This window comes from Pantoea sp. OXWO6B1, assembly GCF_001641135.1.
In the GTDB taxonomy this organism is placed as follows: domain Bacteria; phylum Pseudomonadota; class Gammaproteobacteria; order Enterobacterales; family Enterobacteriaceae; genus Pantoea; species Pantoea allii.
This window is the reverse complement of the sequence record NZ_LWLR01000001.1, coordinates 1,491,836-1,510,306: the sequence shown is the minus strand read 5'-3', so window position 1 is coordinate 1,510,306 and position 18,471 is coordinate 1,491,836. Positions and strand designations below refer to the sequence as shown.

Genomic DNA, 18,471 nt, shown 5'->3' with positions numbered 1-18,471 from the left:
TAAAATGCGCCAATCTGAATTTCTGAGTTGAGAGCACCATGAAACCCACCACCATTTCTCACCTGCGTCAGTGGAAAGAAAGCGGCAAAAAATTCGCCACCCTGACCGCCTACGAGTTTAGTTTTGCCCGACTGTTTGCCGATGAAGGCATTCAGGTCCTGCTGGTGGGCGATTCACTTGGAATGACCGTGCAAGGCCATGACTCAACGTTGCCCGTTATGGTAAATGACATTGCCTACCATACCGCTGCAGTGCGCCGTGGCGCGCCTCAGTCGCTTTTGCTGGCTGACCTGCCCTTTATGAGTTATGCCACGCCTCAGCAAACCTTTGATAATGCGGCGCAGTTGATGCGCGCCGGTGCCAATATGGTGAAACTGGAAGGCGGCGCATGGCTGGCGGACAGCGTACGAATGCTGACGGAGCGCGCCGTTCCGGTTTGCGGGCACCTGGGATTAACGCCGCAGTCCGTGAATATTTTTGGTGGCTATAAAGTGCAGGGCCGCGATGAAGCGGGCGCAGAGCAGCTTCTGGCTGATGCCCTGGCCCTGGAGGCGGCGGGTGCACAGCTGCTTGTGCTGGAGTGCGTCCCTGTTGCGCTGGCACAGCGCGTGACCCAGGCACTGGCGATTCCGGTTATTGGTATCGGCGCAGGCAATGTCACTGACGGTCAGATACTGGTCATGCATGACGCCCTGGGCATCACTGGCGGACATGTTCCCAAATTTGCTAAAAATTTCCTGGCGGAGACGGGCGATATTCGGGCGGCCATTCGCCAATATATTGCCGAAGTTGAAGCAGGACGCTACCCCGCCGTGGAACACAGTTTCCAGTAATTCAGGAGAATTGCCGTGCTGATCATCGAAACTCTGCCCATGTTACGCCGCGACGTTCGTCGCTGGCGCGAGCAAGGTAAACGCATCGCGTTGGTGCCGACTATGGGCAATCTGCACGAAGGACATTTGACGCTGGTCGACGAGGCACGTGAACGAGGTGATATCGTGATCGTGTCCATATTCGTCAACCCCATGCAGTTTGATCGCCCTGACGATTTGGCCCGCTATCCGCGCACGCTTCAGGAGGATTGCGAAAAGCTGAACCGCCATGCGGTCGATGTGGTGTTTGCCCCCTCACCTGCGGAGGTTTATCCTCAGGGATTGGCCAATCAGACGTTTGTGGACGTCCCGGTGTTGTCATCGCTGCTGGAAGGCGCGAGTCGTCCCGGCCATTTTCGCGGCGTCGCGACCATCGTCAGTAAATTATTCAATCTGGTTCAGCCCGATATTGCCTGCTTCGGCGAGAAAGATTTTCAGCAGTTAGCCATCATTCGTAAAATGGTGGCGGATATGGGTTTCGACATTGAGATTATTGGTGTGCCCACGGTGCGCGCCAAAGACGGTCTGGCACTCAGTTCACGCAATGGTTATCTCACTGATGATGAACGCAAGCTGGCCCCCGCGCTGAGCCAGGTGATGAATGAGATGGCAGCCCGACTGGCTAATGGCGAGCGGCATATTGACGATATTATTGATGCCGCGAATCTGTCGCTGCAGGAAAAAGGCTTTCGCCCGGACGGTCTGGCAATCTGTGATGCAGAAACGCTACAGCCTCTGACGGTGGACAGCCAGCGTGCTGTGGTTTTAATGGCGGCCTGGCTGGGGAACGCACGGCTGATCGATAATCAACAGGTCGACCTCACGCAGTAAAGGCTGCGGGTTGCAGGTCGTATTTTTGGCTGTTTAACAAGGTTTCTGACTATGATTCGCACGGTTTTACAAGGCAAATTGCATCGCGTGAAAGTGACGCAGGCGGACCTGAACTATGAAGGCTCCTGCGCCATCGATCAGGATTTCCTTGATGCTTCTGGCATCCTGCAATATGAAGCCATTGATATTTATAACGTTACCAACGGTCAGCGTTTCTCCACCTATGCCATCGCGGCCGAACGTGGCTCGAAAATCATTTCGGTAAACGGTGCAGCGGCTCGCTGTGCCTGCGAAGGCGATATCCTGATTATTTGCTCCTATGTGCAGGTCGATGATGCACAAGCCCGCCAGTGGCAGCCCAACGTGGCCTACTTTGAAGGGGATAATCAGATGAAGCGCCTCGCAAAAGCGCTGCCGGTACAGCTGGCATAGGTCAGTTGGCTTAGATCAGTTGGCATAAAAAAAGCAGCGATATCGCTGCTTTTTTTTGCCCGTTACTGCATCAGGTGCGCAATCCACGTCCGCGCTGGATCAGGAAGTACACCGCGATATAGAACACCACGATAAAGGCAATCAGAACCGATAAGGTCAGGGCCAGTGGCACATCGTGGATACCGAGAAAGCCAAAGCGGAAGCCGCTTATCATGTACACCACCGGGTTCAGCTTTGAAATCGCCTGCCACACCGGCGGTAACAACGTCAGCGAATAGAATACGCCGCCCAGGTAGGTTAATGGTGTCAACACAAAGGTCGGAATCAGGCTGATGTCGTCAAAGGTGCGGGCAAACACCGCATTGATCAGGCCCGCCAGCGAAAACAGCACGGCAGTGAGCAGCAGCGTGATGGCAACCATCATCCAGGAGTGCACATGGAACGGCACGAAAAACAGCGAGACGGCCGTGACCAGCACACCAACACAAACCCCGCGTGCCACACCGCCACCGACGTAGCCCGCAATAATGATGTGCGTCGGCACCGGTGCCACCAGCAGCTCTTCGATATTGCGCTGAAATTTGGCGCTAAAGAACGAGGAAGCCACGTTGGCATAGGCGTTGGTGATCACCGACATCATGATCAATCCAGGCACAATAAACTGCATGTAGCTGAACCCATTCATATCGCCGATGCGCGCACCGATAAGGTTACCAAAGATAATAAAATAAAGCGTCATGGTGATGACGGGCGGCACCAACGTCTGAATCCAGATACGGGCGAAACGGTTCACCTCCCTGGCCCAGATGCTCTTTAACGCCACCCAGTACAAATGTGTCATGCTTTAGCTCCTGTTTTTCCTTGCGTCAGGCCGACGAACAGCTCTTCCAGACGATTCGCTTTGTTGCGCATACTCAGTACCTGTACGCCCTGGGCGCTGAGCTGGCTAAATACACTGTTCAGCCCCTGTTCGCGTAGCACTTCCACTTCCAGCGTGGAGGTATCAACCAGCCGGTACTGGAAACCTTCCAGCGACGGCAACGGACTGCGCGGGGCCAGATCCAGGATGAACGTTTCTGATTTCAGCTTTGAAAGCAGAGATTTCATTGAGGTGTTTTCTACCAGCTCACCATTTTGAATAATGCCGATGTTGCGGCACAGCATTTCGGCCTCTTCAAGATAGTGAGTGGTCAGGATAATGGTGGTGCCCTGGGCATTGAGATCTTTTAGAAACACCCACATTGAGCGGCGCAGTTCAATATCAACCCCGGCAGTGGGTTCATCCAGAATCAGCAATTTAGGCGAATGCATCAGGGCACGGGCGATCATCAGGCGACGTTTCATCCCGCCGGACAGCATCCGCGCCCGCTCATTGCGTTTTTCCCACAGGTCGAGCTGTTTCAGATGCTTTTCCGCACGCTGAAGCGCTTCACGGCGCTCAACGCCATAGTAACCGGCCTGATTCACCACGATCTGCATGACCGTCTCAAACGGGTTGAAGTTAAACTCCTGTGGGACAAGGCCCAACTGGCGTTTGGCATTGACCACGTCTTTTTCCAGATCGTAGCCGAAGACGCGTACGCTTCCCTCAGACTTATTCACCAGCGAACTGATAATGCCGATAGTGGTTGATTTACCCGCGCCGTTAGGTCCCAGTAGTGCATAAAAATCACCGGCTTCGACGTTGAGATCGATGCCCTTGAGCGCCTGTACGCCGCCGGGATAGGTCTTGGTCAGCCGGGAAAGTTCCAGTGCATAGGTCATTCTGAATACATACCCTGTTTTGTGGCATTGTAATGCCGTTTGAATTTAGGAAGCCTTCGCCTATAGTACGCGCACGCAAATGCGCAGTAACAGGTTGCTTAACGCCATGACAGATATTGATACCCTGATCAGTAATAACCGCGAATGGTCCACATTACTGGTCAAAGAAGATCCCGGCTTTTTTGAGCGACTGGCTCAGGCGCAAAAACCGCGTTTCCTTTGGATTGGCTGTTCAGACAGCCGCGTACCCGCCGAACGTCTCACCGGCCTTGAACCCGGCGAACTGTTTGTTCATCGCAACGTTGCCAACCTGGTGGTTCATACCGACCTCAACTGCCTTTCTGTCGTGCAATACGCCGTTGAAGTGCTGGAAGTTGAACACATCATCGTGTGCGGCCACTATGGTTGCGGCGGTGTGCAGGCCGCAATGGATAATCCAGAGCTCGGTCTTATTGATAACTGGCTGCTGCACATTCGCGATCTCTGGTACAAGCATAGCGTGTTGCTGGGAGAACTCCCGCCGGATAAACGCCTGGATAAACTCTGCGAAATCAACGTCGTTGAGCAGGTTTATAATCTGGGGCATTCCACTATTCTGCAATCCGCCTGGAAGCGCGGACGCAAAGTTTCGCTGCATGGCTGGGTTTACGGTATCCAGGATGGCTGCCTGCGTAACCTTGATGTTACGGCAAGCAGCCGGGAAAACCTTGAGCAACGCTATCGTCACGGCATGGCCAATCTGTTGGTTAAGGGCGATTTTTAGCGCCAGTAACCGCTGTGCGCGACAAGCCTACACGAAATGAAGGGCGCGGGCCTTGGAAGAATGTGCGGTAAACGGCATTCAGTCTTCGAGCGGCACCACTTTGCCAATGTAAGGCAGATGGCGATAATGCTGCGCATAGTCAATGCCAAAGCCCACGACAAACTCGTCAGGAATGGAAAAGCCCACGTATTCAACCTTGACGTCGACTTCACGGCGTTCAGGCTTGTCCAGCAGGGTACAAATCGCCAGTGATTTTGGCTCACGCAGACGCAGGATCTCGCGCACTTTGGAAAGCGTGTTACCGGAGTCGATGATGTCTTCGACAATTAATACGTCTTTACCCCGAATATCTTCATCCAGATCTTTGAGGATTTTAACATCCCGGGTCGTGGACATACCGCTGCCGTAACTGGATGCGGTCATAAAATCGACTTCGTGTGGCACGTCAATGACGCGGCATAAATCAGCCATAAACATGAACGAGCCACGAAGTAGCCCCACCAGCACCATATCACTGCCGCTGTCGCGGTAATGGGCGGTAATCTCTTTGCCCAGTTCAGCAATGCGCGCGGCGATTGCCTCTTCAGGGATCATTACGTCAACAGTATGTTTCATTGCCTTCTGCCTGGTAGCTCACAAAGCCACGCAGTTTATCATAGTAGAACTGAGTACTGACGCCGCACGGAAATAGCAAACGTTTACGTGCGGTAAAATTCTTCACCTGCGTTCAGGCTGTTGCATCATCAGCATTACCTTAGAACAATACGGCATTTAGCAGCATTAATTACTGCATGATACGATTTTAACAACATATCGTTATGCGGTTAGCGACCTTATTGGGAGATCTCCATGGCCTTACCCTCAAGTAAGAAAACGCACGTTGGCGATCGTCAACTGCATCCTGAAACGCAGATGCTGAATTATGGCTACGATCCTCGCCTGTCTGAAGGGGCGGTTAAGCCGCCGGTGTTTCTTACCTCAACCTTTGTTTTTGACAGCGCAGAAGAAGGCCGCGACTTTTTCGATTACGTTTCAGGCCGCCGTCAGCCGCCAGAAGGCAAAAGCGGCGGACTGGTCTATTCCCGCTTTAATCATCCTAACAGTGAGATCGTTGAAGACAGACTGGCAATCTATGAACAGGCAGAAAGCTGTGCCTTGTTCGCCTCCGGTATGGCAGCCATTTCGACAACGCTGTTAACCTTTGCAAGGCCGGGTGACGTCATTTTGCATTCTCAGCCGCTGTATGGTGGTACGGAAACGCTGCTGAGTAAGACACTGCATAATCTGAACATCAACGCGGTTGGCTTTAGTGACGGGCACGATGAGGCCAAAGTGCGCGATGCGGCACATAGCGCGATGGCGCTGGGACGCGTTGCGCTGATTCTGGTGGAAACACCGGCTAACCCGACTAACAGCCTGGTCAATATTGCCCTGATGGCACGCATCGCCGACGACATTGCGCGGCAACAGGGTTCACGTCCGGTGGTCGCCTGTGATAACACGCTGCTGGGCCCGATTTTTCAGCAGCCTTTGACGCTGGGTGCAGACCTCTCGCTTTATTCTCTGACCAAATACGTGGGCGGGCACTCCGATCTCATCGCTGGCGCGGTGATGGGTAACAAAACACTGATGACGCAAATTCGTGCCCTGCGTAGCGCGATTGGCACACAGTTGGACCCGCACTCAAGCTGGATGATTGGCCGTTCGCTGGAAACGCTGTCGTTGCGCATGGAGAAAGCGTTTCACAATGCCGAAGCCGTCGCCGCCTTTTTGCGCCCTCATCCCAAAGTCGCAGCGCTGCACTGGTTACCCTACCTGGATGCAGAAAGCCCTGCAGGCAGAACGTATCGTGAACAGTGCAGCGGCGCCGGATCAACGTTCTCTTTTGACATTGTTGGCGGACAGCCCGCGGCGTTTCGCTTTCTCAATGCGCTTTCACTGTTTAAACAGGCCGTCAGCCTGGGCGGCACCGAATCGCTTGCCAGCCATCCCGGCACCACCACCCATTCTGGCGTGCCTGATGCAGTGCGTCAGCGGATTGGCATCACCGACGCGACGATACGATTATCTATCGGCATCGAAAACGCCGGCGACCTGGTAGAGGATATCCGGCTGGCCCTTGAACGTGCCTGAGATCAGGTCACGGTAAAACCCAGCATCATTCCGGTATCTTCATGCTCCAGCAAATGACAATGGGCCATATACGCATGATCGGCGGCGGCAAGGTGGTTGAAACGGACCAGCACTTCGCTGCGCCAGCCGTCGACATTCACCATGTCTTTCCAACCCTGACTATGAGCGGCGGGCGGTTTACCGTTTTCTGAAAGAATGCGGAACTGTGTACCGTGAATATGGAAAGGATGCAGCATGCTGTCGCCTTCGCCGGAAATGGTCCATTTTTCGAGGGTGCCCTGCTTCACGTCAAAGGCTGGCCGGGTCATATCAAACGGCAGGCCGTTGATTTTATTTCCGTTGTGAAAATCATAGGTCGCCGCAGCCTTCTCACCCTGGTCCATATTCTGGTGATCCATCGTCTGCGCATCGCCATCATGTTTCATCCCACTCGCATCGTTGCCCATCGCCATATCATGGTCCGCCCCTTTCCCCATGGCTTTCTCACCATAGCGCGCCATCAGCGCCTGCATCCCCTGTTGATCCAACTGCGGATCCATACTGAGCTGCAGCCAGCGCGTTGTCAGGTTTTCTGTTTTCGGCACGGCCGGCAGCGTCGCTAACTGGTCAGGTAAGGTTGCGCTGGCCATGATCCGCAGCGGCAAGATATTCACCAATGGTAAGGGGTGATCGAAAGGTGCCAGCGTCATGCCCATTTGCGTGACGGGCAGCGTAACGATATCAAAGGCGTTGCCGTCTGAGGTATCGATCATGATCTCAAAGCGTTCACCCGGCAGCAGCGGGAGCGAGTCTAGTTTGACCGGCTCAGACAGCAGTCCGCCGTCGCTGGCGATAACATACAAAGGGCGCTTGTCGCTGGCAGCAATATGCAGAGAACGGGCATTACAGCCGTTAAGCAGCCTCAGACGGAGCCAGCCACGCGGGACGGCATGCTGGGGATACTGCACGCCATTGGTGAGCATCATGTCGCCAAACCAGCCTACCGCCGCGCGCATGACATCCAGTTGGTAATCGATACGCTCGCCCGACGGCGTCAGCTGCTTGTCCTGAAAAATAAGCGGCACATCGTCCGTGCCCCACTGGCTGGGCAGACGGAGCGTGCCTGACGCCTGATCGTCCAGCACGATTAACCCCGCCAGCCCTTGTGCAACCTGATGACCGGTTTTGCCATGCAGATGGGGATGATACCAGCAGGTTGCCGCTGGCTGATCCGGGGTGAACGTAACCTGACGCATCGCGCCCGGCGCAATAATGCCTTGTGGGCCGCCGTCGACCTCGCCGGGGATTTCCAGGCCGTGCCAGTGCAGCGTCGTCGCTTCCCTGAGCCGGTTATGGATGTTAATGGTGGCCGTCGTCCCCCTTTTCAGGCGAATAGCCGGCCCCAGCAGGCTGCCGTTGTAGCCCCAGGTGGGCACCGCTTTCCCCTGCCATTGCGTGGTGCCCTCCATCGCCGTCACGCTGTACTGGCCTTTGGCATCCGCCTCCAGCAACGCGGGGATGGGAAGCGGCGGTCGGCTGGCTGCCATGAGCGAGCGGCTCCAGAGCGGTAGCGCACCCGCAGCGCCCAGTGCCGCGCTGAGTTTCAAAAAGTGGCGACGTTGCATAATCAGCATCCTTGTAACGAAATGACCTCAAGCCTAAACCCTGCCCTTATGGCAAGGTCAAGCCCTGCCACACAGAATGCCCCGAAAAACGTAAATTGATCGAAAATCTTTACATAACTGTGCTAACGTCTCTAAGACTCCTATCAGATGAGAATAACTATGAAGAAAAGCATCAAGATCCTGCTGCTGGCGGGACTCTTCGGCTTCTCCTCCACCAGCTTTGCCCTGAGCGAATCCGAAGCAGAAGATCTTGCCGATCTCACTGCCGTATTCGTTTATTTAAAAAATGATTGTGGCTACCAGGATTTGCCCGATGCGCAGATTCGTAAGGCGTTGGTGTTTTTTGCCCAGCAGAACCGCTGGGATTTAAGCAATTACAACAACTACAACATGAAGGCACTCGGCGAAGCCAGCTATCGTGATTTAAGCGGTATCGCTATTGCTAACGACAAAAAATGTAAGTCGTTGGCCCGAGACTCTCTCAGCCTGCTTGCCTATGTAAAGTAGCGCGCCAGCCCGCTCTCCCGCCAGACATTTGCCCGTGCAACGACTATCATAGTTAGCTATGATGTCCCGCCGATTTTCAGGGTGATGTCACGAAAGGAGAGCCCCATCATGGCCCAAAATGAGATGTGGTATGAAACACTTCATACCGGCTTTGGCCAGTATTTTACCGTCGATAAGCAGCTTTATCGTGATAAAACGGCCCACCAGGATTTAATCATCTTTGAAAACGCGGCAATGGGTCGCGTCATGGCGCTGGATGGCGTGGTGCAAACCACTGAACGTGATGAGTTTATCTATCACGAAATGATGACGCACGTGCCGTTGCTGGCTCACGGTTCGGCGAAAAGCGTGCTGATCATTGGCGGCGGCGACGGTGCCATGCTGCGCGAAGTGTCCCGCCACTCTGCTATCCAAAAAATCACCATGGTCGAGATTGATGCTGGCGTGGTCACCTTTTGCCGCCAGTATTTGCCCAACCACAGTGCCGGGGCTTATGACGACCCGCGGCTGAATCTGGTGATTGATGACGGTGTTAATTTCGTTAATCACACGACTGAAAAGTTCGACGTTATTATCTCTGACTGCACCGATCCTATTGGTCCTGGCGAAAGTCTGTTTACCTCTGAATTTTATGCGGGCTGTAAAAACGCCCTGAATGAAAACGGTATTTTCGTTGCCCAAAACGGCGTGTGCTTCCTGCAGCAGGATGAGGCGGTTAACAGCCATCGCAAACTCAGTCACTATTTTCAGGACGTCAGCTTTTATCAGGCCGCTATCCCGACTTACTACGGCGGCATCATGACCTTTGCCTGGGCAAGCGACAATCCGGCGTTACGCCAGCCCGATCCTGCCATACTGCAAGCGCGTTTTGAGGCCTCTGGCCTGAACTGCCGTTACTATACACCGGCAATCCACACTGGCAGCTTTGCCCTGCCACAATATCTGTTGAATGCACTGGAAGACCCGCGCTGACTGGGCATTTATAAGGGGGTGAGTAAAATTGCAAAAGCTAAAACTACATGGCTTCAATAACCTGACCAAAAGCCTGAGTTTTTGTATCTACGATATTTGCTATGCAAATACTGAAGCTGAACGTGATGGTTATATTGCTTACATTGACGAGCAATACAATGCCAATCGCCTGACAGAAATTCTGACCGAAACCTGTTCGATCATTGGCGCGAATGTTCTCAATATCGCGCGTCAGGATTATGAGCCACAGGGTGCCAGCGTAACCATTCTCGTGAGTGAAGAGCCCATCGATCCCAAAGATATTGATACCTCTGAGCATCCGGGGCCGCTGCCAAATTCTGTGGTCGCGCATCTGGATAAAAGCCATATTTGTGTCCATACCTACCCAGAGAGCCACCCTGAAGGCGGCCTTTGCACCTTCCGTGCTGACATTGAAGTGTCGACCTGCGGCGTGATTTCCCCCCTTAAGGCACTCAATTATCTGATTCACCAGTTGGAGTCAGATATCGTCACTGTGGATTATCGCGTACGGGGTTTTACACGTGACGTGAACGGCGTGAAACATTTTATCGACCATGAGATTAATTCTATTCAGAACTTTATGTCTGAGGACATGAAGGGCATGTACGACATGGTTGATGTTAACGTTTACCAGGAAAATATCTTTCACACCAAGATGTTATTAAAAGAGTTCGATTTAAAACACTATCTTTTCAATACCCGTCCTGAAGATCTTACGCCTCAGGAACACAAGCGTATTACCGACCTGCTGTGGAAAGAAATGCGCGAGATTTATTACGGCAGAAATATTCCGTCAGTGGGATTAAAAACGTACTAATCAACATACCGCTGCAACGCCCCCGTGATCGGGGGCCATTTTCTCCCTTCTTGCCTGACCGTAACGCCTCCTGCCATTCGACTCAAACACGACTTATTTCTCGCCGAAAACCAGGATAGCGCTGTTGTGACGGATTTTTCGTCATTTCACTGCTTTCATCGGGCTATCTGCTGCGGTGTGTACCGCTTCCTGTTCGCAGAACCTGTCTTATCTTTTCCTCTGTTTTATCGCGGTGAACCCTGCCACTCTCCGGCATCGCTTACCTTTTCCAGCGATAACGAATGAATTAATACAAACAGACAGGACTAAACACCAAATCTCATCGTTATCTCCGCCAGGAAACATTAATTTATTTAACCTTAAAAACTATCATGCCAATCGTTAAACTGAAGCCTTACGCATGTGCTTCGATCCCAGCCCCGCCTGAAATTCCTTGAACTTCGTCACAGTAAGGACGCGTAAAACATAAGCTTAATTTGTTATTAAAACTAAGAAACATCAGTAGGATTACAAAAATTATGATAAAAAACCTTAACTATCAATAATATAAAAAACAGACTTTTAAAAACTCAAATAAAACATAAAAATCACTTAATGATCACAACACCCTGTGCTATACATTAGAAAATTTTACGATTTGCAGGTACTTGTTGGTGAGGAGAGTGATATGAGTCACGAATGTTCCGTTCTAAACATAAATGAACTTAACGTTTATGTGGAGTTAACAAAATGCAGCGTTCCTACGCGTAACAGGACCATCCTGATCAATGGTGCGCTGGCAACGTCTTCTTCATTTCGCAACTGGAAACGGTTCCTGGCAGACAAATCCGATGTGATTACCTTCGATTTACCGTTTTCCGGCAAATCGAAGCCTTTCAACGAGCAGGACTGTAATATCGTCACGCTGGATGATGAAGTGGCCATCATCCGGGAAATTATTTCAATCTATAAGCCGAACATTATCGCTTCCGCCTCATGGGGGGGCGCATCCACGCTGAAGCTGTTACATAACGGCGAAGAGGGCCTGGAACACGCCATTATTGCGTCTTACTCTTTCGAATTTAACGATCGTATGCGCACCTACGTTAAGCAGGCAAACCTGTACTCGAAAGAGAAAAAGTTTGTCGATCTTGCCCATTTGATGAATGAGGAAGTGGGTGCGTATTTGCCGAATAAAATGAAATTCTGCAACTTCAGGCACCTGACCACGCTGGATGAGATTGAGTACCGGCAGGGGCGTTTCCACCTGGAGCAAATCTCTAACATTCGCAATCATGACTACAAGCGCATTATCGATAATTCGGCATGTCAGTTTCACTTCATCAATGGCGATCTGGATATTCATACTCCACAGAAAAACATTGAAGAGATATGCGGGGAATCAGATAAAACACGCTTTTATCAAATCAGAGATGCGGGACACTTTTTAGACCTGGAAGGAAAGGTCAGCCGGGAGCGAACCGCCGCCGCCTTTAATACCATTTTTAGTCAAATTGGTGTCTGAAATGAAAGTGATTATTGGCGCTCTGGGCTCGGCAGGTGATGTTTTTCCCTGTATTGAAGTGGGTTCGCTCCTGAAAGAGAAACATCACGATGTTTACCTGCTCGCTAACGACTATTTCAGGTCAGAAGCGGTGTCTCGCGGACTTTCCTTTGTTGCCGTCGGCGATAAAGAAACCTACGTGAACGCAGTACAGGATCGATCCTTATGGGAAAAAAAGCATTCTCTAAAACGGATTTCGTACTATATGGCGGAACAGCAGGAAGCCATGTTCGATGCCATGAGCGCCCTTGTCGACGATGACTGCATCATCATTCATTCTTTATGGTGCTTTGCGGCGAAAGCCGTAAGCGATAAATATCAGATAAAGAAATACGCAATCAGCCTGACCAATTCAAATTTAAAATTGCAGCCCGGACGACTCATCAACTCGCTGGAAAAAAGCTTTAAGGTAAATTTGAACTGGAAGCTGGCCTTATTTCAACGAGCGCTGGTTTCACCCACGCTTCAGGACACAATAGACAAATTACGCCGCGACAATAACCTGCCCGCTTGTCGTAATATTTATGCCGATTGGGTAAGCAGCGAACAGCATACAATCGTGTTATATGAATCCTGGTTCTATCAAAAAAAGGCGCGCGACGGATTTTATGCGGGCTTTCTGCTTAACAAAAGTCGCGCATCCTCGGATGACGATCGCATTACTGCTTTTATCGACTCGCGCACGGTGGTCTTTTTTACCAGTTGGGCGCTGGCGGAGAAAAAATCGGTTGCCCCGATATTGCAGGATTTAAAGGATGAGGGACTGAAGTGCGTTCTTGTTACGCCAACGGCAAAAGCGTTATCGGTAAAAGATGACGTTATGACCGTGCCTCAGTTGAATATTGCGCTGGCAGAAACGTGCTTATTTGCCATTCATCATGGCGGCATTGGGACGACCGCGCAGTTACTCAAAAATGGCGTGCCCCAACTCATCTATCCTCGCGCGTTCGATCAGTTTGAAAATGCCCGTGCCCTGGAACGGTTGGCCTGTGGACTGAAAGGAAAAGGGATCGGGGAGATCAGAAAAATGGCGGCGCTTTCACGTCAAAAGAAACACAACTGCGACTTTTATGCCGCGCAACTTGATCAACAAAACAATAAAGGCCAGGAACTGGAACGCTTTCTGACCCGTTAAACTATCTGGCCATTGCCGCCAACTTGCCAGACATCCGCTACGATGTCTGGCAAGCGGGAATCAGACCTGAAAGGCCGCCGTTAACACGCGCAGGCTTCTGGCTTGTTCTGTTAACGACTGTGAGGCAGAAGCCGACTGCTCGACCAGCGCAGCGTTACTTTGCGTGACGCTGTCCATCTGGGTGACCGCTACGCTGACCTGGGAAACGCCTTGCATCTGCTCTACCGATGCCAGCGCCAGGCCATCCATATATTGCGCCAGCGACGCGACCTCACTTGCGGCTTTCAGAATACTGTGTGCGGTATTATCCGCAGCCTTAACGCCTTTCTCTACACCATTGACCGCTTCTTCAATCAGGTTACCGATTTCACGTGAGGATGACGCGCTGCGTTGTGCCAGCGTGCGCACTTCGGTAGCCACGACGGCAAAACCGCGACCATGCTCGCCTGCCCTTGCTGCTTCAACGGCCGCATTCAGCGCCAGAATATTGGTCTGAAACGCAATGCTCTGAATCACCGCGGTAATCTCTTTGACTTTCGCGGCGCTGACCGAAATGCTGTGCATTGTCTGACTCATTTCATTGACCGCTTTCTCACTGGCGCGGGTCAGCGATTCTGTCTCACGAGCCGAAGAGGCCGTGGATTCAGCCACAGAGGTGTTATTACGAACGGTGGCGGTGATTTGCTCCATACTTGCTGCCGTCTGTTGTAATGCCGCCGCCTGCTCTTCGGTGCGGGAAGACAGCTCGGTATTTCCCTGGGCGATTTCGCTGGCCGCAAGCTCAACCGACGCGGCGGAGTCTTTGATCTGGGAAACCAGCGTACGCAGGTGATTTTGCATATTTGCCAGCGCCGCCAGCAGCTTGCCGGTTTCATCGTTGCGATCAACGGTGATAACGGAGGTCAGGTCACCTCGGGCAATCGTATCGGCTGTATTCACCGCCAGCGTCAGAGGGCGGGAAATGCTGCGTGAAATAAGCAAGCCCAGAATCAATGAAATGCCCGCCGAAAGAATTAACCCGCCAATCAAGGTCATTCTTGTCTTTGTGCGCTCATTCATCAATTCATCTTCACGTGATTGCAGCAGGGATTTTTCGGTGACAATCATTGACGCAATCACCGCGCGCATCGCATCCATTTGGATTTTTCCTTCACCGCTGGCAAAGATGTCGAAAAAGCTCTGCTGACTCATGCTGCCCTGGTTAAGGCGTTCACGCGCATCAATCACCTTTTGCGCATACGTCTCCAGCCAGTTTCGTTGTCTGCTTTCCAAATCCGCTAAGCGCTTCTGCTGTTCAGGATTATCCTGAACCAGTTGATGAATACTCTCGATATATTGTCTGAAGGCCTGTTTCCCTTCATTAAACGGTGCCAGCATCGGTGTTTTCCCACTGAGCGAAAATCCGCGCACACCGGTTTCCATATTAAGCAGATTTTCGGTCGTTTTGCTCAATCCCTCAACGACTTGATAAGTATGAATATTGAGCTGACTGGCCTGCGTCACCCGACCAAAACCGGCATAAAACAGGCTGCAAACAACAATCATGACGAGCGTAATGGTGCCAAACGCAATATAGAGTCGTGTTCTGATAGATGTATTGCTGAGCATAATTTCTCCGCGAGTGGAAAAAAACAATTAAATTCCATTAATTAACTGAGACTAATGGCAAAACACATTAATAAAGCAGACGTATAAATTTAATGAAAAGCCTGCCCACTCAACCGGAGGCAGAGTGACGCTAACAGACGCGCATTAATGTTCAGTTGATTATTAACGCTGTTTCGGAAATTGCCACTGCGTTACAAATTTAATTTTCAACAACAGTAAAAATCACAAGAAAACTTATCTATCCGGGCTGTAGGGCAGTAAATAAATAAGCAGGCAAACAAAATAAAAAAACCATACAATCAAAAAGATAAAATCGAAACGATAATGAAAATCTTTTCGGATCAGGTCTTGCCGGGAATCGTCGAATTTAATTTGGCTTAAAGGAGGCGCATTATTAATCAATTTTTTGTTACAACCTGACAGTGGCGCATCAGCACACCAGACATATTTTTATAAACCGTTATTTTTAATAAAACACAGCATTGTGGAAGGCATTTAATATTGTCTGTCACCCTGACGTTAATACAAATAAGCCCTACCTTCTGCTCTCTAAAACCGATTTTAGCCTGCACATCGACTGTAAAGTCGCCGAGGTGCAGGTTGATACTCACTGTCTGCGATACAACTCCTCAATATAGTGGAGTGCTTCGCAAAGGGTGTTGTCGGTGCCAAATCCGCCCGCCTTGGTAATGACCGGCAAATCATCAATGTCACTGTTAACAAAGGTGCCGCAAGGAATACAGGGGGCAACCTCGCTCTGAATACGATAACCTTCTGCACCCAGGGCGTTAGCCACGGCAATAGCGATATCGCCGCCGGTGAGGAAAAGGCCGCCTGTGCGGGCACGGTCAAGGATAGCTAAGGTGATTTCGCCGATACGTCGGCTCAGCGTTTCACCTAACACTTCCCGGCTCATATCGTATTGCGCGGTCAGCGCGTCTATCTGGTTGCGATCGTCAACGTTACTGCTGGTCTGCAAAACACAATGCCTGTTCTGCATCAGTATCTGGCAGGCCTGCGTCACAATGTCATGACTCTCGTCTTCAGGTGCCAGAAGCGTTTTTACATCAATCCTGACAACCTCAACACGTCCCTGACGCTGTGCCTGCTCCACCTGACGTCGGGTCATTTCACTCATCGACCCCGCCACCACCAGCACCGGCAAGCTTTGATGCATATTCATGTAACTTTCCGCCGGAAGCGCATTTGCCAGTCCCGCCGCCCCCACTAACAGGGGACGTTTTTTCAGCGCTAAGGCCGCCTGGGCAATCAGATTCAGATCGTTATCACTTTCGGCATCCATGACCACTATGCTGTATTCCTGCCGGGCCACACCTTCAAGCAGAACGTTCAGGTTGCCGCTTCGTACCTCATCCAGCGATATTTCATTCACCGGCAGGCAGGTCTGTAAGCTGATAAGCGTACGAATGCGCGATGAGATAATCGGCGTGCGCGGATCGCTGGCAAACTCCGTCTCCAGCAACGGACGCTGGTGCACCAGACATTCGCCATTGCGCGTTGTCCGGCCTGCCGAAGGTATCGCAGCGGCAACTATCGCCAGCGTAGCACCACTTGCCGCCATGACCGCTGCAATCTCTGCCCCCGGATTCCCCCGAAAAGTTGAGTCGATTTTTTTATAGATCAGCACGTCATTTTGCGTCTCGTCCTGCCTGGCAGAAAGCGCCTGGGTAACGGCCATCGTCGCCTGCTCAGCGCTGAGCGCCCGACTATCTGTATTGATGACGAGTACGTCAGTCCGGCGCGACGGTTTCTGTTGTGGCGTCAGCATCACTTCCGTGCGCGCCCCTTTTTTTGCCAGTTGGACGCCCGTGTCGTTTGCGCCAGTAAAATCGTCGGCGATGACGATCATTTTCATAATGGTTTCTCCGTGGAAGACAGTGATCGTTGCTGATTGCCCTTGGCCACCCATGAGGTCAGCATGGGCGTTAAAATTGCGGTAACAATGACAGAGGTGGCGACCAGCGGCGTCGCTGTGGCGACCACATGTGCCAAAGCGGGATCGGCCTGGGCGATGGCGATGGGCGTGGCAACAGCATTGCCAGCCGTGCTCGACGCCGCTGCGCCGGCAATGCCGCTGCCACCTAACAAACGATCAACCTTAATATTAAAGAAACCGCCGACGAGCGTGGTTAACCCACCCAGTAAAATGCCTGCCAGGCCACCTTTGAGCAACATGGCAAAATCAATACTGGCACCTAAAGCAAAGGCAAAGAAAGGAATTAACAGCGGGCCGCCCTTAGACAGGAAATCACGCATTTGCGGGTCGAGATTACCGAGCAACATGCCCAGCAGCATAGGGATGATCACCACCACCACCGACATCACCGGTATGTTTGCCATGCCTGCCGCGCCCAGGGCAATCATGGTTAATATCGGACCGTCATTAAGGGCGATCACGGGCGTCGCCCCGACTTCATTGTCGCGACCAAACTCACCCGCCAGCGCGGCATAAAGGCCGCCATTGCTGTTGCTCATCGCCGCAATAACAGCGACCGAGGTCAGTCCCCATAACCCATCAGCACCAAAACACTTATCGACAGCAAAGCCCATCGCCACAGCGACAAGAAACTTACTTGCCGTGACACCGACACCTGTCAGCAGGGCTTTTGGCGCAGCGTTGAGAGAGATTCCTGCGCCCATGCAAAACAAAAATGCGCCAATCAGGGCGGGCGCACCGTCTTTAAAAAGGGCACTGGTAAAACCCCCCACCTGTAAGGCTTCTGGGGCCAGCGTGTTAACCACCGCCCCCAGGACCAGGGGCACAACCATCATACCGCCGGGGATTTTTTCAATGGTTGCTTTAATATCCATATCATCACCAGACTGATTAATTATAATCACGATGATGATATTAAATCATTTAATGAAAAGATGTGGTGTGAGTCGCAGAATAAAATGCAGTTATTTGAGCATAATCAATCAATATAGCAGGAGGAGTGCGGGTAATAAGATGGACTCAGCGATCATGTGTTTTGCATAAACCGTCGCCAGGCGGCAATGACCGCCAGGAAATCTTCCATACCGCAGAAGCACAGGCTTTCCTCGTCGTAGTAATTCATGCCCTCTTCCATTTCATCACCTTCAAAATTCAACGTATTCGCACGGACGATGACCTCTTCGTCGTCCATCCAGAGCGTATATTCACGCCCGGTACGCTGCCACTGGCGCTGGCTGCCTTTAAGCTTCAGGGCTTCTGCTTCCACCTCATCAAGCACGCTGGCGTCATGCTCAACTTCTTCATTGAACCAGTGGCCCAGTGCTTCATGCCCCATCGACATCCGGACTTTTACCTTACCCGTAACGTCCCGTAGAAATTCATACTCCATGATCTTATCTCTTTGTCAGTAACTCGCGCTGTTATACCGCTATTTTGATTGCTGTGCACCTGCTTAGCGCACACATCCTGATTCCTGATAATCGTCTTTTGAGACATAAAAAAAAGAGGAAC

At 51.6% G+C, this 18,471-nt stretch carries 18 protein-coding genes; 10 read left to right on the top strand and 8 right to left on the bottom strand.

The genetic code is table 11. The features are described from left to right. Positions 1-38 precede the first annotated feature (38 nt). The 3 genes from panB to panD are packed head-to-tail and all read left to right on the top strand — an operon-like array spanning position 39 to position 2,135. A complete protein-coding gene (gene panB / locus A6A26_RS09165; protein ID WP_063878448.1) occupies positions 39-833 on the top strand; it encodes a 3-methyl-2-oxobutanoate hydroxymethyltransferase in 795 nt (264 codons plus the stop codon). Between the two features lie 15 nt (positions 834-848). After that, on the top strand, positions 849-1,703 hold the full coding sequence (gene panC, locus A6A26_RS09160; RefSeq protein ID WP_063878447.1) for a pantoate--beta-alanine ligase: 855 nt from the start codon (positions 849-851) through the stop codon (positions 1,701-1,703). Positions 1,704-1,754: 51 nt separating this feature from the next. Then, complete coding sequence (gene panD / locus A6A26_RS09155; protein ID WP_063878446.1) at positions 1,755-2,135, top strand: aspartate 1-decarboxylase; 381 nt, start codon at positions 1,755-1,757, stop codon at positions 2,133-2,135. Between the two features lie 70 nt (positions 2,136-2,205). Here panD and A6A26_RS09150 read toward each other — a convergent pair whose 3' ends face one another. After that, positions 2,206-2,976, bottom strand: a complete 771-nt coding sequence (locus tag A6A26_RS09150; RefSeq protein ID WP_063878445.1) for an ABC transporter permease — start codon at positions 2,974-2,976, stop codon at positions 2,206-2,208. Then, positions 2,973-3,899, bottom strand: a complete 927-nt coding sequence (locus tag A6A26_RS09145; RefSeq protein ID WP_063878444.1) for an ABC transporter ATP-binding protein — start codon at positions 3,897-3,899, stop codon at positions 2,973-2,975. Before A6A26_RS09145 ends, A6A26_RS09150 begins: the two co-directional genes overlap by 4 nt. Positions 3,900-4,005: 106 nt before the next feature. On the opposite strand from A6A26_RS09145, the gene can reads away from it, so the two are divergent. Beyond that, positions 4,006-4,662 (top strand): carbonate dehydratase, encoded by a 657-nt coding sequence (gene can, locus A6A26_RS09140; protein ID WP_172823888.1) that lies wholly within the window; start codon positions 4,006-4,008, stop codon positions 4,660-4,662. Between the two features lie 78 nt (positions 4,663-4,740). On the opposite strand, the gene hpt is transcribed toward can, so the two are convergent. Next, entirely contained in the window at positions 4,741-5,277 is a 537-nt protein-coding gene (gene hpt / locus A6A26_RS09135; protein ID WP_063878442.1) for a hypoxanthine phosphoribosyltransferase, read from the bottom strand. Positions 5,278-5,511: 234 nt separating this feature from the next. On the opposite strand from hpt, the gene A6A26_RS09130 reads away from it, so the two are divergent. Beyond that, complete coding sequence (locus A6A26_RS09130; protein WP_063878441.1) at positions 5,512-6,795, top strand: cystathionine gamma-synthase family protein; 1,284 nt, start codon at positions 5,512-5,514, stop codon at positions 6,793-6,795. A 2-nt stretch (positions 6,796-6,797) separates the two neighbouring features. Here the strand turns inward: A6A26_RS09130 and cueO are convergent, their stop codons facing one another. Beyond that, positions 6,798-8,399, bottom strand: coding sequence for a multicopper oxidase CueO (gene cueO, locus A6A26_RS09125; protein ID WP_063881108.1), 1,602 nt, complete (start codon positions 8,397-8,399; stop codon positions 6,798-6,800). 159 nt (positions 8,400-8,558) lie between these two features. Here cueO and A6A26_RS09120 point away from each other — a divergent pair, with 159 nt between their 5' ends. The 5 genes from A6A26_RS09120 to A6A26_RS09100 all read left to right on the top strand — a co-directional run bounded on the left by A6A26_RS09120 (position 8,559) and on the right by A6A26_RS09100 (position 13,394). Further along, positions 8,559-8,906: a YacC family pilotin-like protein gene (locus A6A26_RS09120; protein ID WP_063878440.1), complete on the top strand. Its 348-nt coding sequence runs from the start codon at positions 8,559-8,561 to the stop codon at positions 8,904-8,906. Positions 8,907-9,014: 108 nt separating this feature from the next. Continuing rightward, on the top strand, positions 9,015-9,878 hold the full coding sequence (speE, locus tag A6A26_RS09115; RefSeq protein WP_063878439.1) for a polyamine aminopropyltransferase: 864 nt from the start codon (positions 9,015-9,017) through the stop codon (positions 9,876-9,878). A 28-nt stretch (positions 9,879-9,906) separates the two neighbouring features. Next, a complete protein-coding gene (gene speD / locus A6A26_RS09110; protein ID WP_013024649.1) occupies positions 9,907-10,716 on the top strand; it encodes an adenosylmethionine decarboxylase in 810 nt (269 codons plus the stop codon). A 667-nt stretch (positions 10,717-11,383) separates the two neighbouring features. After that, positions 11,384-12,220, top strand: coding sequence for an alpha/beta fold hydrolase (locus A6A26_RS09105; protein ID WP_063878438.1), 837 nt, complete (start codon positions 11,384-11,386; stop codon positions 12,218-12,220). A 1-nt stretch (position 12,221) separates the two neighbouring features. Next, entirely contained in the window at positions 12,222-13,394 is a 1,173-nt protein-coding gene (locus A6A26_RS09100) for a nucleotide disphospho-sugar-binding domain-containing protein (RefSeq protein ID WP_063878437.1), read from the top strand. Between the two features lie 60 nt (positions 13,395-13,454). Here the strand turns inward: A6A26_RS09100 and A6A26_RS09095 are convergent, their stop codons facing one another. From A6A26_RS09095 to yacL, 4 genes are all read right to left on the bottom strand, one after another. Further along, positions 13,455-15,002, bottom strand: a complete 1,548-nt coding sequence (locus A6A26_RS09095) for a methyl-accepting chemotaxis protein (protein WP_063878436.1) — start codon at positions 15,000-15,002, stop codon at positions 13,455-13,457. Between the two features lie 607 nt (positions 15,003-15,609). Then, positions 15,610-16,878 carry a D-threonate kinase gene (locus A6A26_RS09090; RefSeq protein WP_063878435.1) on the bottom strand — a complete coding sequence of 423 codons (1,269 nt, stop codon included), beginning with the start codon at positions 16,876-16,878 and terminating at the stop codon, positions 15,610-15,612. Beyond that, a complete protein-coding gene (locus tag A6A26_RS09085; protein WP_063878434.1) occupies positions 16,875-17,834 on the bottom strand; it encodes a 2-keto-3-deoxygluconate permease in 960 nt (319 codons plus the stop codon). Before A6A26_RS09085 ends, A6A26_RS09090 begins: the two co-directional genes overlap by 4 nt. Positions 17,835-17,986: 152 nt before the next feature. Then, positions 17,987-18,349 (bottom strand): protein YacL, encoded by a 363-nt coding sequence (gene yacL, locus A6A26_RS09080; protein WP_063878433.1) that lies wholly within the window; start codon positions 18,347-18,349, stop codon positions 17,987-17,989. Between the last annotated feature and the right edge of the window lie 122 nt (positions 18,350-18,471).

Bases quoted from the DNA above. Each gene is read 5' to 3' on its own strand.
- panB (WP_063878448.1), top strand. From the start codon at position 39: ATGAAACCCACCACCATTTCTCACCTGCGTCAGTGGAAAGAAAGCGGC.
- panD (WP_063878446.1), top strand. From the start codon at position 1,755: ATGATTCGCACGGTTTTACAAGGCAAATTGCATCGCGTGAAAGTGACG.
- A6A26_RS09150 (WP_063878445.1), bottom strand. From the start codon at position 2,976: ATGACACATTTGTACTGGGTGGCGTTAAAGAGCATCTGGGCCAGGGAG.
- A6A26_RS09145 (WP_063878444.1), bottom strand. From the start codon at position 3,899: ATGACCTATGCACTGGAACTTTCCCGGCTGACCAAGACCTATCCCGGC.
- can (WP_172823888.1), top strand. From the start codon at position 4,006: ATGACAGATATTGATACCCTGATCAGTAATAACCGCGAATGGTCCACA.
- hpt (WP_063878442.1), bottom strand. From the start codon at position 5,277: ATGAAACATACTGTTGACGTAATGATCCCTGAAGAGGCAATCGCCGCG.
- A6A26_RS09130 (WP_063878441.1), top strand. From the start codon at position 5,512: ATGGCCTTACCCTCAAGTAAGAAAACGCACGTTGGCGATCGTCAACTG.
- cueO (WP_063881108.1), bottom strand. From the start codon at position 8,399: ATGCAACGTCGCCACTTTTTGAAACTCAGCGCGGCACTGGGCGCTGCG.
- A6A26_RS09120 (WP_063878440.1), top strand. From the start codon at position 8,559: ATGAAGAAAAGCATCAAGATCCTGCTGCTGGCGGGACTCTTCGGCTTC.
- speE (WP_063878439.1), top strand. From the start codon at position 9,015: ATGGCCCAAAATGAGATGTGGTATGAAACACTTCATACCGGCTTTGGC.
- A6A26_RS09105 (WP_063878438.1), top strand. From the start codon at position 11,384: ATGAGTCACGAATGTTCCGTTCTAAACATAAATGAACTTAACGTTTAT.
- A6A26_RS09100 (WP_063878437.1), top strand. From the start codon at position 12,222: ATGAAAGTGATTATTGGCGCTCTGGGCTCGGCAGGTGATGTTTTTCCC.
- A6A26_RS09095 (WP_063878436.1), bottom strand. From the start codon at position 15,002: ATGCTCAGCAATACATCTATCAGAACACGACTCTATATTGCGTTTGGC.
- A6A26_RS09090 (WP_063878435.1), bottom strand. From the start codon at position 16,878: ATGAAAATGATCGTCATCGCCGACGATTTTACTGGCGCAAACGACACG.
- A6A26_RS09085 (WP_063878434.1), bottom strand. From the start codon at position 17,834: ATGGATATTAAAGCAACCATTGAAAAAATCCCCGGCGGTATGATGGTT.
- yacL (WP_063878433.1), bottom strand. From the start codon at position 18,349: ATGGAGTATGAATTTCTACGGGACGTTACGGGTAAGGTAAAAGTCCGG.